Source organism: Rhizobium sp. SRDI943, assembly GCF_057653695.1.
Map to the genome: position 1 here is coordinate 109,963 of NZ_CM172787.1, position 15,829 is coordinate 125,791.

Annotated in this window: 15 protein-coding genes; 10 read left to right on the top strand and 5 right to left on the bottom strand. The window is 62.2% G+C overall.

Annotated features, from left to right (window positions below):
- Positions 1 to 6: 6 nt before the first annotated feature.
- From AC245Y_RS00590 to AC245Y_RS00600, 3 genes are all read left to right on the top strand, one after another.
- Entirely contained in the window at positions 7 to 717 is a 711-nt protein-coding gene (locus AC245Y_RS00590) for an SDR family oxidoreductase (protein ID WP_017995908.1), read from the top strand.
- A gap of 15 nt (positions 718 to 732) precedes the next feature.
- Entirely contained in the window at positions 733 to 1,770 is a 1,038-nt protein-coding gene (locus AC245Y_RS00595; RefSeq protein WP_017995909.1) for a 4-hydroxyproline epimerase, read from the top strand.
- A 313-nt stretch (positions 1,771 to 2,083) separates the two neighbouring features.
- Positions 2,084 to 2,437 carry a hypothetical protein gene (locus tag AC245Y_RS00600; RefSeq protein WP_026157559.1) on the top strand — a complete coding sequence of 118 codons (354 nt, stop codon included), beginning with the start codon at positions 2,084 to 2,086 and terminating at the stop codon, positions 2,435 to 2,437.
- 275 nt (positions 2,438 to 2,712) lie between these two features.
- Here the strand turns inward: AC245Y_RS00600 and AC245Y_RS00605 are convergent, their stop codons facing one another.
- Complete coding sequence (locus AC245Y_RS00605) at positions 2,713 to 3,381, bottom strand: TetR/AcrR family transcriptional regulator (RefSeq protein WP_017995911.1); 669 nt, start codon at positions 3,379 to 3,381, stop codon at positions 2,713 to 2,715.
- 81 nt (positions 3,382 to 3,462) lie between these two features.
- Between AC245Y_RS00605 and AC245Y_RS00610 the strand changes: the two genes are divergently transcribed.
- Positions 3,463 to 4,203: an SDR family NAD(P)-dependent oxidoreductase gene (locus tag AC245Y_RS00610; RefSeq protein WP_012755856.1), complete on the top strand. Its 741-nt coding sequence runs from the start codon at positions 3,463 to 3,465 to the stop codon at positions 4,201 to 4,203.
- Positions 4,204 to 4,705: 502 nt separating this feature from the next.
- Here the strand turns inward: AC245Y_RS00610 and AC245Y_RS00615 are convergent.
- From AC245Y_RS00615 to AC245Y_RS00630, 4 genes are all read right to left on the bottom strand, one after another.
- Positions 4,706 to 6,253 (bottom strand): putative bifunctional diguanylate cyclase/phosphodiesterase, encoded by a 1,548-nt coding sequence (locus AC245Y_RS00615; protein ID WP_012755857.1) that lies wholly within the window; start codon positions 6,251 to 6,253, stop codon positions 4,706 to 4,708.
- A gap of 431 nt (positions 6,254 to 6,684) precedes the next feature.
- Positions 6,685 to 7,359, bottom strand: a complete 675-nt coding sequence (locus tag AC245Y_RS00620; RefSeq protein WP_017995912.1) for a hypothetical protein — start codon at positions 7,357 to 7,359, stop codon at positions 6,685 to 6,687.
- Between the two features lie 252 nt (positions 7,360 to 7,611).
- The gene (locus AC245Y_RS00625) at positions 7,612 to 8,088 is read right to left on the bottom strand and encodes an RbsD/FucU family protein (protein ID WP_012755859.1); all 477 of its coding nucleotides are present in this window, start codon (positions 8,086 to 8,088) and stop codon (positions 7,612 to 7,614) included.
- Positions 8,072 to 9,319: an ROK family transcriptional regulator gene (locus tag AC245Y_RS00630; RefSeq protein ID WP_012755860.1), complete on the bottom strand. Its 1,248-nt coding sequence runs from the start codon at positions 9,317 to 9,319 to the stop codon at positions 8,072 to 8,074. The genes AC245Y_RS00625 and AC245Y_RS00630 overlap by 17 nt, the downstream gene beginning before the upstream one ends.
- Before the next feature lie 228 nt (positions 9,320 to 9,547).
- On the opposite strand from AC245Y_RS00630, the gene AC245Y_RS00635 reads away from it, so the two are divergent.
- The 6 genes from AC245Y_RS00635 to AC245Y_RS00660 all read left to right on the top strand — a co-directional run bounded on the left by AC245Y_RS00635 (position 9,548) and on the right by AC245Y_RS00660 (position 15,711).
- The gene (locus AC245Y_RS00635) at positions 9,548 to 10,567 is read left to right on the top strand and encodes a sugar ABC transporter substrate-binding protein (RefSeq protein WP_003556143.1); all 1,020 of its coding nucleotides are present in this window, start codon (positions 9,548 to 9,550) and stop codon (positions 10,565 to 10,567) included.
- Between the two features lie 155 nt (positions 10,568 to 10,722).
- On the top strand, positions 10,723 to 11,787 hold the full coding sequence (locus AC245Y_RS00640) for an ABC transporter permease (RefSeq protein ID WP_020487064.1): 1,065 nt from the start codon (positions 10,723 to 10,725) through the stop codon (positions 11,785 to 11,787).
- 2 nt (positions 11,788 to 11,789) lie between these two features.
- The gene (locus AC245Y_RS00645) at positions 11,790 to 12,572 is read left to right on the top strand and encodes an ATP-binding cassette domain-containing protein (RefSeq protein WP_003556145.1); all 783 of its coding nucleotides are present in this window, start codon (positions 11,790 to 11,792) and stop codon (positions 12,570 to 12,572) included.
- Entirely contained in the window at positions 12,569 to 13,201 is a 633-nt protein-coding gene (locus AC245Y_RS00650) for a nucleoside triphosphate hydrolase (protein WP_012755862.1), read from the top strand. Before AC245Y_RS00645 ends, AC245Y_RS00650 begins: the two co-directional genes overlap by 4 nt.
- Before the next feature lie 111 nt (positions 13,202 to 13,312).
- Positions 13,313 to 14,359 (top strand): dihydroorotase, encoded by a 1,047-nt coding sequence (gene pyrC / locus AC245Y_RS00655; RefSeq protein WP_012755863.1) that lies wholly within the window; start codon positions 13,313 to 13,315, stop codon positions 14,357 to 14,359.
- 173 nt (positions 14,360 to 14,532) lie between these two features.
- Positions 14,533 to 15,711 carry a GGDEF domain-containing protein gene (locus tag AC245Y_RS00660; RefSeq protein ID WP_017995914.1) on the top strand — a complete coding sequence of 393 codons (1,179 nt, stop codon included), beginning with the start codon at positions 14,533 to 14,535 and terminating at the stop codon, positions 15,709 to 15,711.
- Positions 15,712 to 15,829 lie beyond the last annotated feature (118 nt).

Genomic DNA, 15,829 nt, shown 5'->3' on the forward strand with positions numbered 1-15,829 from the left:
GCCCCGATGTCCGATACCACCAAACCCGTAGCGCTGATCACCGGCGGCGGCCGCGGCATGGGCGAGGCGATCGCCCGCGAGCTCTCCGCCCAGGGCTATCGGCTGGCGCTGATGTCGCCTTCGGAAAGCTGCGAGAAGCTGGCGGCTGAACTTGGCGGCGTCGCTTCGCGCGGCGTGGCCGAAAAGGCCGAGGATCTCAAGGCGATCTTCGACCTGACGATGAAGACCTATGGCCGCATCGATGCCGTCGTCAACCTGAGCGGCCATCCGCCGAAGGGCGACCTGCTCGATATTTCAGACGAGAACTGGACGCTCGGTTCCGACATGATGATCCTGTCGCTGGTGCGCATGGCCCGCCTGGTGACGCCGGTCATGCTGAAACAGGGCAAGGGCGCCTTCGTCAACATCACCACTTTTGCGGCCTATGAGCCGTCGCTGGTCTTCCCGGTTTCCTGCACCTATCGCGCCGCTGCAGGCGCCTTCACCAAGCTTTATTCCGATCGTTATGCGGCCGACAATATCCGCATGAACTGCATCCTGCCGGGTTATATCGATAGTCTCAACCACAAGCCCGAGACCGCCGAGAAGGTGCCGATGAAGCGCATCGGCCATGTGGAGGAGATCGCCAAGACCGCGGCCTTCCTGCTCTCCGACGGCGCGGGTTATATCACCGGCCAGAATATCCGCGTCGATGGCGGCGTCACCCGTCACGTCTGATCTGGAGTTTTCGATATGAGATGGAAGCGCACGATCCAGCTGCTGGATGTCCACGCCGAAGGTGAGATCGGCCGCGTCGCGATCGGCGGCGTGCCGAAGATCCCCGGCGAGACCATCGCCGCCCAGCTGCATTGGCTGAACACCGATCCGAAGGGCGACGAACTGCGCCGCTTCCTTTGCCTGGAGCCGCGCGGCGCGCCGATCGGCTCGGTCAACCTGCTGCTGCCGGCACGGCACCCGGAGGCCGACGCCGCCTTCATCATCCTGCAGCCCGACCAGGCGCATGCGAGCTCCGGCTCGAACTCGATTTGCGTCACCACGGCCTTGCTGGAATCCGGCATCGTCGAAATGAAGGAGCCGGAGACAACAGTCACACTCGAAACCGCCGCCGGTCTCGTCAAGGCGACGGCGACCTGCCGCGACGGGCGCTGCGAAAAGGTCAGGCTCACCATGGTGCCCTCCTTCGTGCATGAGCTCGATGTCGCAATCGACACGCCGCATTGGGGAAGGATCAAGGCGGATATCTGCTATGGCGGCATCTTCTATGCGCTTGTTGATGTCAGCCAGATCGGTCTGACGATCGAGAAGGCCAATGCCGCCGGCCTCGTCCAGGCCGGCATGATCCTCAAGGAGCTGATCAACCGCGACATCAAGGTCGTCCATCCCGAGATCCCGGCGATCTCGGGCGTCGCCTATGTCATGTTCCGCGATACCGAAGTCGATGGCACGGTGCGCACCTGCACCACCATGTGGCCGGGCCGGGCCGACCGCTCGCCCTGCGGCACCGGCAACTCCGCCAATCTCGCCACGCTTTATGCCCGCGGCAAGGCCAAGGTCGGCGACACCTTCACCTCGAAGTCGATCATCGGCTCCGAATTCGAAGTCGGGCTGCAGGCAGTGACGGAGGTGGCCGGCCGCCCCGCCGTCATCCCCACCATCACCGGCCGCGGCTTCACCTTCGGCCTGACCCAGGTAGCGCTCGACCCGTTCGATCCGCATCCGAACGGTTTTGCGCTGACGGACGTCTGGGGGCCGTCGGCTGGGGAGATTTGACCGTTCAGGACATGATGCCGGAAGTGTGAAGCGGTTTCCGGACGGTTGGCGCGAATGGCTGCCCCTCCCCCTAACCCTCTTCCCGTAAACGGGGCGAGGGGACGTGTCCCGCGAGAGGCTGGCGAGGAACGGAGAGGGCGCGGCATATCCCCTTCGCCCCGTTTACGGGGAGAAGGTGGCGGCAGCCGGATGAGGGGCGCAGCACGCGCCGGAGCACGGCATTGGTTTGCCTGTCTCTGAAGATCGCCGGTTTTGAATGACGCCCGAAGATAGGCTCGCCGCGAGACTGTCGGATTACCGCAGAGAGACGAAGATGAGCGAAGATATCGAAACTATTACCCTGTGGCGTCCGGTCGGGCCTGAGGAACTGGCGCTTATTCGCGATCTCGACATGCGCGGATTTCCGCCGCGCTTGCCCGATCAACCGATCTTCTATCCCGTGCTGTCGGAAGATTATGCCGTCAAGATCGCGCGCGACTGGAATGTGCTGAGGAGCGGGTCGGGCTTCGTCACGAAGTTTGACGTAAGAAAGGATTACCTCGACGGCCATGCGGTTCAGGAAGCGGGCGGCCGGGCGCATCTCGAATATTGGATACCTGCCGAGGAGATGGATCAGTTCAACGCGGCGATCGTCGGAACCATTGAGGTCACGAAGACCTTCCCGTAACCGCTTCCCGCCGGCGTCGTCCTGATGGGACGGTTCGCGCGAATGGCTGCCCCTCACCCTAACCCTCTCCCCGTAAAAACGGGACGAGGGGACGTGCCCTGCGAGAGGTTGGTGGGGAACGGAGAGGTCGCGGCATATGCCCTTCTCCCCGCGCGCGGGGAGAAGGTGGCGGCAGCCGGATGAGGGGCAGCGGCACGCGCCGGCGATCCTACCAAACTTCCGCGACCGACTGACCAAAGCACATGAGCGTTCGCGTAACGATATTCGAAACGCGATCAGCCTTGCCTGCGCTCAGCAGCCCCGGTTCGAGTGTCCCAACCCAGCATGGCCAGCTCGGCCACTGCCTCCAGTTCGCTGCGGGTCGCTCCGTCGCGGGCCAGGATCGACATGCCGTTCTGAATTGTCTGGACGAAACGGGAGAGTGCGTGGACGTCGGTCGAGGCCGGAATTTCGCCTGCTGATATCGCCTTATTCAGGCGCAGCTTCAGCCGGTCGAGCGTGACGGCGCGGGCGGCTCGCACGAGTTCGCCGAGTTCCACATGGCCCTCGCTGCCGACCGAAGAGAGCGCCACCATGCAGCCGCGGGGAATATCCACGACACAGCCGGTCAGGGCAGCGGCCGAATCCATCAGAAACGACCTCACCGCCTCACGGGCCGTGCCCGCGGAAAAGAAGCCTCCCCAGACGAGCGCCTCGTTGTTGTCGCGATAGTGGCGCAGCGCCTCGGCATAGAGCGCCTCCTTCGAACCGAAGGCCGCGTAAAGGCTCGGCGATCCGATCCCCATCGCCTCGGTGAGGTCGGCGATCGAGGTCGCCTCGAAGCCCTTGATCCAGAACAGGCGGGTGGCCTGCGCCAAGGCTGCTTCCCGATCGAACGCCCGCGGCCGTCCGCGCCCGCGGGTCGGGCTTTCATCGACGTTCGACATCTCATCCGATTTCTGCATCGATCATTATATAAACCCATTGACACCCCATCGCAACGTGCCTAGCTATTTATGTGTCGATCACTACAGAAAGAGAAGATCATGACAGAACTGGCTGGAAAGCGTGCCCTGGTCACAGGTGGCTCGCGTGGCATCGGTGCCGCCATCGCATTGGCGCTTGCCGACAAAGGCGCGGATGTCGCCATAACCTATGAGCGTTCGGCCGATCGCGCCGCCGAAGTCGTCCGGGCGATCGAGGGCAAGGGCCGCAAAGCGCTTGCCATCCAGGCCGACAGCGCCGATCCGGCGGCCGTGAAGCGCTCGGTCGACGAGGCCGCCCAGGCACTTGGCGGTCTCGACATTCTCGTCAACAATGCCGCAATCGCGCTTTACGGTGCGATCGCCGACGTCAGCGTCGAGCAGATCGATGCGCTGCTGGATGTCAATGTGCGGTCGCCTCTGCTCGCTTCGCAGGCCGCCATTCCCTATCTGCAGGCGGGAGGCCGCGTCATCACCATCGGCTCGGTCGGCGCCGAACGCATCGTCGGCGACACCGGCACGGTCTATTACATGACAAAATCCGCGCTCCACTCGTTTACCCGCGGCCTCGCGCGGGAACTCGGATCTCGCGATATCACCGTAAACCTCGTTCAGCCGGGTTCGACCGACACCGATATGAATCCCGCCGATGGCGACTTCGCCGATTTCCAGCGTGCCCTGATCCCACTTGGCCGTTATGGCGAGCCGGAAGATGTGGCGGCTGCTGTGGCTTTCCTCGCAAGCCCTGCTGCAAGGCACATCACCGGCACCATCCTCACAGTGGATGGCGGCTTGAACACCTGAATCGGGATCTGTTGCCTGCGTCGGCAAAAACGGGGGGTCGACAGATGTTGGTCCCTCTTTTCGTCCCGATGACCCCCTCACTCCAACCCGGACCCCGTTGAGGAGAAGAGAGAGCTAAGCCGCGGCACCCTCCAATATACCTCATCCTGAGGTGCGATCCGCAGGATCGCCTCGAAGGACACGCCGCAACGCCGCTCCTTGCATGATCCGGCGCCGGAATACCCGCCTCGTCCTTCGAGGCCCCTGCGGGGCACCTCAGGATGAGGCTCTCTTAAACGCCGCCGCTCCGGGCGCTGGCGAGGTGTCAGCGTCCGCACGATGCTTCGTTGGATGCGCCGCTTGACCCGAGGATGTCACGGAGGCGACGACGGCCGGCGTGCTTCTCTCTTAAGCTTTAAGATGATGTTTCGGAGAGCATGGACGGCCGGTCGGCCAGGTGGACAGCGCTTGTTCGACGACAGCCTCGAGCATCTCGCGGCTGAATCCGACACGCCGCGGCCCATCAACCGCGTTGCAAAATTCTAGTGCTGACGTGATCTGTGGCAAGCTCCGCGGCCGGGGCTGGCCTACCAAGCAGATATCCTTGGCCGATGTCGCAACCCAGATCCTGAAGCCGCTGAAGCTGGCTCTCTTCTTCGATACCCTCGGCGGTTATCGTCACGCCAAGTCCCGCACCGAGAGCGATGATGGCCTTGATCACCTTGTCCTGCTTATCATTGGTTTCGAATGAAGAGACGAAACTCCTGTCGATCTTGATCTTATCGAACCGGTAGTTGGATAGTTGTGAGAGGCTGGAATAACCTGTTCCAAAGTCGTCGAGAGCAATCCTGACGCCGGCGTTCACCAGATCGTCGAGGACGATTCGCGCAGTGACGGCGTCTTGGATGATGGCGCTCTCCGTCACCTCAAGCTCGACCCTGTGCGCCGGCAGACCGACATCGCCCAATATCTTGAGAATTCTAAGCCCCAGCAGTCGGTCGCTCAGTTGGATCGGAGAAAGGTTGAATGACAGGACGAGCTCATTTGGCCAGGAAAGCGCATCGGCGCAGGCGTGGCGAAGCAGCTGGTCTGTCAATTCGACGATCAGACCGGCTTCCTCTGCCACCGGAATGAATTCGTTCGGTGGGATGAATTCGCCGGAGGCCGTCTTCCAGCGTGCCAAGGCCTCGAAGCCGATAATCCTATTCGTTTTCAGGTCCACGAGCGGCTGATAGTAGGGAACGATCTCTGCCTTCTTGATGGCTGCTCTCAGATCAGCTTCCAGCCGGACCCGCTTCGCCAACTCGTCCTGCATCGAAGGCACGAAGGGCTTCACCAGATTGCGCCCCTGCTTTTTGGCGACATACATCGCACAGTCGGAATGTCGAATGACCTGACCGAGGTCATCGCCGTTCTCCGGAAAAAGCGCGAAGCCGACACTGGCGCCGAGGTCGACGGCGACACCATTGAATGTGAACGGCTTGCCGATCACGGTCACGATGCGGTTCCCCAACGCAACAAGATCGGGATTTCCAGTGCGCCGCGCCAGAACAACGAACTCGTCTCCTCCAAGGCGGAAAACGCGCTCACGGGGAAAGAGGGAAGAGAGCCGCTGAGCAACAGTCTTCAGCACCGCATCACCGTGATCATGCCCCAGGAGATCATTGACCTTCTTGAAGCCGTCGAGATCGATGCTGAACACGGCATAGGTCTCTTGTGCCCTCTGATCGCTCATCGCCTGCGCGCATATGGAATCCAGAAATCTGCGGTTAGGCAGTTCGGTCAGCGTGTCGTGACAGGCAATCCAGTCTACGTTCTTTTCGGCCTGCAGCCTGCGATGAACCTCCCTCGAAAGATCCCGGATCCTCAGCGCGGAATAGATGAGCCCGAGAAACCCGGAGATATTCAGGGCGAGGAGCGCGTGGTCCAGCGGATAGTCATGATGCTTCTCGATAAACTCATCCAGCCCTTCATGCCATTGGAAGAGCCAAGATAGGCAGAAGAGAAGCAGGAAGATCGCGAGCCAGGCAACGATCTCGATCTGCGGTCTGGTTGGTTGGCTGCGAGGCATATGAACAGGCTCCTGTTGTGTGAAGAGCCGTCATGGCCAGTTTGGTACGCTCGTATCACCGAATGCCGATGACGGATGGCGCAACTTCACGGCATCGGCGGTCCTACGCCGTGATCGAAGACCGCCTCAATTCATTCGGGCGGAATTAAGAGGGCCGGTATCGCAGTGGCTGATGAAGCCGCGCAGCACCGACAAATCCCAAAGATCGTCTATGCGCCTGGTAGGTTAATGGTGGATTGCCTTTGCGAAGGCACGGGAGTTTCGCTGCGCACAATGGATATCTTTGCCGCAAATTGGATGAGGATTCGGTTCCGGTCCATCGGTCGCCGCACACAGCCATTCTTTCGATCGGCTGAAGAATCCGCCGGAGGATCGGCATCGAACCGACCGCTGTCAGACCCCGGATGGGTGCCGGGCGCATCCCGGAGAGATCAATCTGCCAGCATGGTATCCGCCAGGCTGTAGCAGTGGCTCGCCTGATAGGCGTTCCGACCTCGGTTCATGTGCGTCACATTGAAAGTCCGAATGGCGCGCAAGATGCGGCGCTCCGCGAGGAATTTGCGGATCGAGGCCGAGCCCCGCACAGTGATGCCGAAAATGTCCTCGCCGCGCGGAAAAAAATAACCGACGTCTTCGGGCGTCGTGACGCAGTGCTCGAGAAAAGGCTCGTCGACATCGCCCTGCGCGGGTGAATGGTCCGTAGTGAAATGCGAAAGATGCACCAGGAATCGTGCACGCAGGCCCTCGCCGTCGGCATAGAGCGTGAAAAGCTCCATCCAGCTCGCATTGACGCGGATGAGCGGCTTGTCTGAGGTCGAGGGCAGACAAGAAACCGACCAGTAGTGACGCTCGGTCTTGCGAGGGATGGGGATGCAGGTTTGCCCATATACCCTGAGAATTTCCAGAACGTCTTGCGCCTGCGGGCGACGAAGCAGCTTCTCGTACCGGGCGACGTATTTGAACCGCTGTTCCAGGGACTCCGAGCGCTCTTCGGCGTCGATCAAATCCGCCTCGCCTTCTATCCAATCGCGCTGCTGCTCAGGATCCAGAAACTTGCGCAGACCAGTGGTGCTGCGACGAGGGACCGTGCTCATGTCTGGTGCCATGTGAGACCCGTCTCCTCATCGCTTCACCGGCCTGATCCCGCACGTGTCCATAGAGCCGCGCGACGTCCGCTCCTGGTGGTGAGGCGCCGTTCGCAGCATTTGGCTTGCCGAGCGGTTTGCCGGCGCGGCGGACCAACGCAACCGCCGCACCATAACATCCATCGAACGAATGGCGAAAGACTGACCTTCAGCAGGACCGAAAGCCAATGCTTACCGACGACCAAACCGCTGTGCACTTTTGCCGGAATTATTCTAATAGACGAACGGATCGACTCCGGCCGCGGCATGGGTGCCCGGCTCTTTCGGATAGATCACGCCCTTGCGCAGGATGATGTTCGCATAGAGCCTGGGCTCGCCAGTCTGGATCAACGCATGGGCGGTCTTCACCCTTCCGTAGAAATCCTGGCCGATCAGCGGCACCACCTGCCGGTGCGGCTCGTGGCGGGCGCAGCAGTCGATCATCTCCTCATGCACGGGGTCGAGCTTGTCGCGCTCGGCCTTGACGGTCGAGCGGAAGATCGCTTCCGCCACGAAGTCGTCGATCGGCAGCACGCTGAGCACGGCATTGAGGACCGGGATGAGGTGGTGGCCGTCGAGCCGGATCAGCCGGCGGGCATGTTCGACGCCCGGATAATTGCCGTCGACGATGGCGATCTCGTCGCCGTGACCCATGGCGCGAAGCGTCAAAAGCAGCTCCGGGCTCAGCAGCGGGTCAAGTCCTTTCAGCATGGTCTACCTCCTTGAAGAGTACGTTCTGGTCGGTGAGGTAACGCGCAAAGATCGGCAGGCTGGCGCCGCCGATGGCGCGCGCCTGCGCGCCGACCGCGCCCTCGATGATTTCGGGCATGACGACGCCCTGCAGGTCGAGCTTGGCGGCTTCGTCGATCGTGGCCTGCACCACCCGGCTGCGCACCCAATCGGGAAAGCCGCCGTCGATCACAGCCGCGCTGAAATCGACGATCGAGGCGGCGGCAACGATCGCCTGCGCCAGCGCCTTGGCGCTGTCCTGGATCCAGGCTTCCATCGGCTCGCCGAAATCCACCCAGCCGTCGGCCGAATACCAGAGCGGCTCGGGATCGATGCCGCGCTCGCGCAGCATGTTTTCGAGCACGAAGATCGAGGCGATTTCGAGCAGCTGCATCGTCTCGCCGTTCTTGCCGCGCACCGGCAGCGGCCCGATCGCGCCCGCCGTGCCGGTGCGGCCGGAAAAGATCGCCGAATTCAAGACGATTCCACCGCCGATGAAGGAGCCGATGAAGAAATAGACGAAATCCGGGTAGGACGGTCCGACGCCGAAGACCAGTTCGGCGCCGCAGGCGCTGGTCGCATCGTTCTGCATGAAGACCGGATGGGAGACGCGGGCGGCGATGTCGGCCTGCAGGTCGACGTCGCGCCAGACCTCCATGGCGCCTGGCGGCGCACCCACCTCTTCGGCCCAGTTCCAGAGCTCGAAAGGGGCGGCGATGCCGAGGCCGGCGATGCGGCTACGTTGCTTGTCGTCGAGCCGGTCTTCCAGCTCCCGGATGCCCGAGGTGACGAAGGCGAGGATTTCATCCGGCAGCGGATAGGCATAGGTCCGGTGCAACTGCATGCGGATGCGGCCGACGAAATCCATCAGCACCAGATCGGCGCTGCGCCGGCCCATCTTCAGGCCGAAGGAATAGACGGCATCGGGATTGATATGCATCGGGATCGACGGCTGGCCGACACGGCCGCGCACCGGTTCCCCGCGCGACAGCAGCCCTTCCTTTTCCAGCACCCGCATGATGACGGAGACGGTCTGCGCCGACAGTCCGCTGCGACGCGCGATATCGGCCTTCGACAGCGTGCCGTAGAGACGCACCAGCGACAGCACGAGCCGTTCGTTATAGGCTCGCACCCTGACCTGGTTCGCACCTCCGGCCGGATTCAGAATTGGTGGCGGGACCGGCGTGTGTTCCGGTCCATCCAAGGTCGACATGGCCGCTCCTCCCGATCGTTGGCCTATGCCCGAATTCGATGGAGCATGCCACATCGAATTAATAATTCAATTGGATTTATTTATTGACAAGCCGATTTCTTTTCGCTCTTAATTGCCGTCGTCAAGGGCACGGGACCGCTGGGAGGCATTAGCGATCCACGGCGAAGTGTCATATCTTAAGCTTCCGGCCCCGCAGGGGCGGCGCCGGCAAACTCTGGGAGGAGTTCCATGAAGAAATCTGTTCTCGCTTTCGGCGCGCTCGCGCTTGGTGTCACCTTTTCCGCTCCTGTTATGGCGGCTGACGTTGCTGCCTGCCTCATCACCAAGACCGACACCAACCCCTTCTTCGTCAAGATGAAGGAAGGTGCGACCGCCAAGGCCAAGGAACTCGGCGTCTCGCTGAAGTCCTATGCCGGCAAGGTCGACGGTGACAGCGAAAGCCAGGTGGCCGCGATCGAAAGCTGCATTGCCGACGGCGCAAAGGGCATCCTGATTGCTGCTTCCGACACCAAGGGCATCGTGTCTTCGGTCAAGAAGGCCCGTGATGCCGGCCTGCTGGTCATCGCGCTCGACACGCCGCTCGAGCCGGCCGATGCCGCCGACGCCACCTTCGCCACCGACAACCTGCTCGCCGGCAAGCTGATCGGCCAGTGGGCCAAGGAAACGATGGGCGACAAGGCCAAGGATGCCAAGGTCGGCTTCCTCGACCTGACCCCGTCGCAGCCGACGGTCGACGTTCTGCGCGACCAGGGCTTCATGATGGGCTTCGGCATCGATCCGAAGGACCCGAACAAGATCGGCGACGAGGACGATGCTCGTATCGTCGGTCATGACGTGACCAACGGCAATGAAGAAGGCGGCCGCAAGGCCATGGAAAACCTTCTGCAGAAGGATCCGAGCATCAACGTCATCCACACGATCAACGAGCCGGCCGCTGTCGGCGCCTATCAGGCGCTGAAGGCCGTCGGCATGGAAAAGAACGTGCTGATCGTCTCGGTCGACGGCGGTTGCCCGGGCGTGAAGTCGGTCAAGGAAGGCGTCATCGGCGCTACCTCGCAGCAGTATCCGCTGATGATGGCAGCCCTTGGCGTCGAAGCGATCAAGAAGTTCGCCGACAGCGGTGAAAAGCCGAAGCCGACCGAAGGCAAGTCCTTCTACGACACCGGCGTCTCGCTCGTCACCGACAAGCCGGTTTCCGGCGTCAAGTCGATCGACACCAAGGAAGGCACGGACAAGTGCTGGGGCTGAGCCCTGATTGTTGAAAGCAGACCGGCCGGGGCTTGATCCCCGGCCGTTTTCGACGGACGATGTGCCGTCGCCTCACGAACCGGCTAATCAAAGACCGGATGGATATCGGTGACGGCCCCCGCGCGAGTTCGGCGCGCGGATGCGGAGGAGGAACCATGACCGGAACACAGGAATTCGAACGTGTCCTCGACGGCAGCGACAAGAGCGTTGCCTCCTTCGAGCACGAGAAAGTCTCGCTGATCAAGCGCGCGCAGCATTTTCTGCACTCGACGCCGGCCGCCGTGCCGCTGATCGTGCTGGTGCTGGCGATCGTCATCTTCGGGATCACCATCGGCGGACGGTTCTTCTCGTCCTATACGCTGACGCTCATCCTGCAGCAGATCGCCATCGTCGGTATTCTCGGCGCCGCCCAGACGCTGGTCATCCTGACCGCCGGCATCGATCTTTCGATCGGCGTCATCATGGTGATCTCGGCGGTCATCATGGGCAATGTCGCCATCACCTACGGCATACCGACGCCGATCGCGGTCGCAGCCGGCATGCTTGTCGGCGGCCTTTGCGGATTGCTGAACGGCTTCCTCGTCGCCTACATGAAGCTGCCGCCCTTCATCGTCACGCTCGGCACCTGGAACATCGTCATGGCGACGAATTTCATCTATTCCGCCAATGAGACGATCCGCGACACCGACGTCGACGAAAAGGCGCCGCTGCTTCATCTTTTCGCCGTGAGCTTCAAGCTCGGCAGCGCCGTGCTGACCCTTGGCGTCATCGCCATGGTGCTGCTCGTCGTGGTGCTCTGGTATGTCCTCAATCACACCGCCTGGGGCCGGCATGTCTATGCCGTCGGCGACGATCCGGAGGCGGCCAAGCTCTCCGGCATTCAGACCAAAAAGGTGCTGCTGACCGTTTACGCCATATCAGGCGTCATTGCCGGCTTGGCCGCCTGGGTCTCGATCGGCCGCAACGGCTCGATCTCGCCGTCCTCGGCCGTCACCGATTTTAACCTCCAGGCAATCACCGCGACTGTGATCGGCGGCATCTCGCTGTTCGGCGGCCGCGGCTCCATTCTCGGCACGCTCTTCGGTGCGATGATCGTCGGCGTCGTCTCGATGGGTCTCAACATGCTCGGCGCCGACCCGCAATGGAAAGTCCTTTTGACAGGCGTGCTGATCATCGCCGCCGTCGCCATCGATCAGTGGATCAGAAAGGTTTCGGTGTAATCATGGCTCGCGAACCCCTTCTCACCGCCCGCGGTCTCGTCAAGCGTTATGGACGCGTGACCGCGCTCGACAATGCCGATTTCGACCTCTATCCGGGTGAAATCCTCGCCGTCATCGGCGATAACGGCGCCGGCAAATCCTCGCTCATCAAGGCAATATCGGGCGCGGTTACCCCGGACGAGGGGGTGATTACCCTCGAAGGCCGGCAGGTGCAGTTCCGCTCGCCGATGGAGGCGCGCGACGCCGGCATCGAGACCGTCTATCAGAATCTTGCTTTGTCGCCGGCGCTGTCGATCGCCGACAACATGTTCCTCGGCCGCGAGATCCGCAAACCGGGCGTGCTCGGCTCGATGTTCCGCATGCTCGACCGGCCGGCCATGGAAAAGCTGGCGCGCAACAAGCTGTCCGAACTCGGCCTGATGACCATCCAGAACATCAATCAGGCGGTGGAAACGCTCTCCGGCGGTCAGCGCCAGGGTGTCGCGGTCGCTCGCGCCGCCGCCTTCGGTTCGAAGGTCATCATCATGGACGAACCGACGGCCGCGCTTGGCGTCAAGGAAAGCCGCCGCGTGCTGGAACTGATCCTCGACGTGCGCGCCCGCGGCCTGCCGATCGTGCTGATCTCCCACAACATGCCGCATGTCTTCGAGGTGGCCGACCGGATCCATATCCACCGTCTCGGCCGGCGGCTGACGGTGATCGATCCGAAGGAATACACCATGTCCGACGCCGTCGCCTTCATGACCGGCGCCAAGGCGGTGCCGACGGAGCCCGTCGCCGCATGAATGCACGCATCGATGAAATCGCCGGCGAGGTGCTTGACCGCGCCGGCCATTCCAAGCGTTTCCTGGTCGCCATCGCCGGACCGCCGGGTGCCGGCAAATCGACCATGGCCGACAATCTGGCGGAAGCGCTGAAGGCCAAGGGCGAAAGTGCCGAAGTCCTGCCGATGGATGGCTTCCACATGGACAACGCCATCCTGATCGAACGCGGCCTGCTGGCGCGCAAGGGGATCCCCGAGACCTTCGATGTCCGCGGTTTCCTCGATATCATCCGCGCCGTCAGGCTGGCCGATCAGGAGGTTCTGGTGCCGGTCTTCGACCGTTCCCGCGAACTCGCCATCGCCTCGGCCCGCCCCGTTTCCCCCGATCATCGCTTCATCATCGTCGAGGGCAATTATTTGCTGTTTTCGCTGGGCAAATGGGCCGAACTCGAAGGCGTCTTCGATTTTTCGATCATGCTGGCGCCGCCGATCGAGGTGCTCGAAGAGCGACTCTGGGCCCGCTGGCGCGGTTACAACCTGACCGAGGAGGCCGCCAACGCCAAGGTCTACGGCAACGACCTGCCGAACGGCCGGCTGATCCTCGAAAACCGCCGCCCGGCCGATGTGACGCTGGAGATCGCGCTGGCGTAATACCGCGCGACACGCAGGAAAAAAGAGCTAAAGCGCGTCGCATGATTCAATTTCAATGCGGCGCGCTTTAGTGTTATCGAGACGGCAGACGCATCGCTTCGGAGGCCTGCCATGCAATCGATCACCATCCGCCGTCCTGATGACTGGCACCTGCATCTGCGCGACGGCGCCATGCTGGAGGGCGTGATCGCCGATACGAGCCGCACCTTCGCCCGCGCCATCATCATGCCCAATCTCGTGCCGCCGGTCGTCACGTCAGCTGACGCCAAGGCCTATCGCGAACGTATCCTCAAGGCCTTGCCTGATGGCCATCGCTTCCAGCCGCTGATGACGCTTTATCTGACCGAACATACCAGCCCCGATGACGTCGAGGAGGGGAAGAACAGCGGCCTCATCACCGCCGTCAAGCTTTATCCCGCCGGCGCCACGACCAATTCGCATGGCGGCGTCCGCGATATGGAAAAGGCGATGCCGGTGTTGGAGCGCATGGCAAAGATCGGCCTGCCGCTCTGCGTCCATGGCGAGGTGACGACGCCGGAGGTCGATATCTTCGATCGCGAGGCCGTCTTCATCGAAACCGTGCTCGATCCGCTGCGCCAGCGCCTGCCGGAGCTGAAGGTGACGATGGAGCATGTGACGACATCCGATGGCGTCGATTACATCAAGACGGCCAAGGGCAATCTCGCCGGTTCGATCACCACCCACCATCTGATCATCAACCGCAACGCCATCCTCGTCGGCGGCATCCGCCCGCACTATTACTGCCTGCCCGTCGCCAAGCGCGAAAACCACCGGCTGGCCTTGCGTGCGGCGGCCGTCAGCGGTGATGCCCGCTTCTTCCTCGGCACGGATTCCGCCCCGCATGTCGATCCGCTGAAGGAATGCGCCTGCGGCTGCGCCGGCATCTATACCTCGGTCAATACGATGAGCTGCCTCGCCCATGTCTTCGAGCAGGAGGGCGCTCTGGAGCGGCTCGAAGCCTTCGTGTCGCTGAACGGGCCGGCCTGGTACGGGCTTCAGCCGAACGAGGAGCGCATCACCCTGGCGAGACAGGCCGACCCGGTCGTCTTTCCCGCGAGGATTGAAACCGGCGCCGGTCCCGTGACGGTGTTCGATCCGATGTTTCCCCTGCATTGGCAGGTGGTACAGCAGGCGTAAGCTTTCGGATTTCAATTTTAAATAGAATATTCATCTTAAACTTCGGCGCGACGTTAAACGCGTAACATTTGTATTGTGCGGTGCATCATTTGTTAACGGATGCATAAGACATTCCTCCTCGCGGACCCATAAGCTGCCATTCGAAGCGACAATAGCTGCGGAGACTGAAAAGCATGATGCTTGACTATAACTCCCTCCTGTTGGCGCTCGGCGTCTCCGCGGCCTGCCTTGCGGTGACGCTGATGGGCAGCTGGCTTGTCCGTCGCTCGGAAACCGTGTTGCTCACCGCCACCGTCGGCCTTGTCCTCGTCGTCAGCGGCATTTTTGTCTATAGCGCCTATGTCGATACGCCGGAGACATGGCTCGGCGTCGCCAATTTCGTGCTGTTTCATGCCGGTTTTGCCACCATCTGGGGCGCCGGCAAACAATTCCTCACCGGCCGGGTGTCTCTCCCCGCCATCGCGATCCGCGCGCTTGCGGCGATGGTCTTCTCCGTCGTGCCGATGCTGTCAGGCTATGACGGCATGGCCTTCATCGCCGACAATCTCGCCATCGCCCTTTTGCTCTTTGCCACCGCCCGGCAATACTGGCTCGCCCGTGCCGAAGCACCGGCGCCGCTCCTCGGCATCACAGTGCTCTATACGTTGACGGCGATCTCCTTCGTTCTCTGCGCCGCGGTGCTGATTTCAGACGGCAAGCTGGTGCTCGGCAAAGCCCCCAGCAACTGGGCCGAAGACCTGAGCCTTGCCGTCTGCATCGCCGGCATGACCGGGATCGGCGCGCTGTCGCTGGCGCTGCATCAATGGCGGCTCGCTGCCCGCCATCGCCTCGATGCGATCACCGATCCGCTGACCGGCCTGCTCAACCGCCGGGCCCTCTTCGACCAATACGGCACGCGCCCGATGGGAACGACGACGGCCGTCATCGTCTTCGATATCGACCATTTCAAATCCGTCAACGATCGCTTCGGCCATGCCGCCGGCGACCGCGTGCTCAATGTCTTTTCCGGCGAACTTTCGGCGCATTGCCGCACCGGCGACACCGCTGCCCGGCTCGGAGGCGAGGAATTCGTGCTGGTGCTGAAGGAGATCATGCCCGGCCGGGCGGAACTGACGGCCGAGCGCATCCGCCGGGCGTTCGAGGCGCGCGAGATCCATATCGACGACGAGGTGCTGACATGCACGGTCAGCGTCGGCGTCGCCCCCGGCCGTTCGAAGAGCTTGGATTTCGACACCATGCTGAGTGCCGCCGACAAGGCGCTCTATGTCGCCAAGCGCGCCGGCCGCAACCGGGTCGAGCTTGCCAGCTACCTCAAGGCGGTTCCCGTCGAGGCAACACGCACCGCGTCTTGATTCCTGACCGACCCTCTCATATTATCGCCCTCGGCCGGATGCGGCCAGCCGCCCCGCGACGCTTCTGCGTTAAGGTGAATGCATCCAGACAACATCCTTCACATCCCTTGCCGTTTGG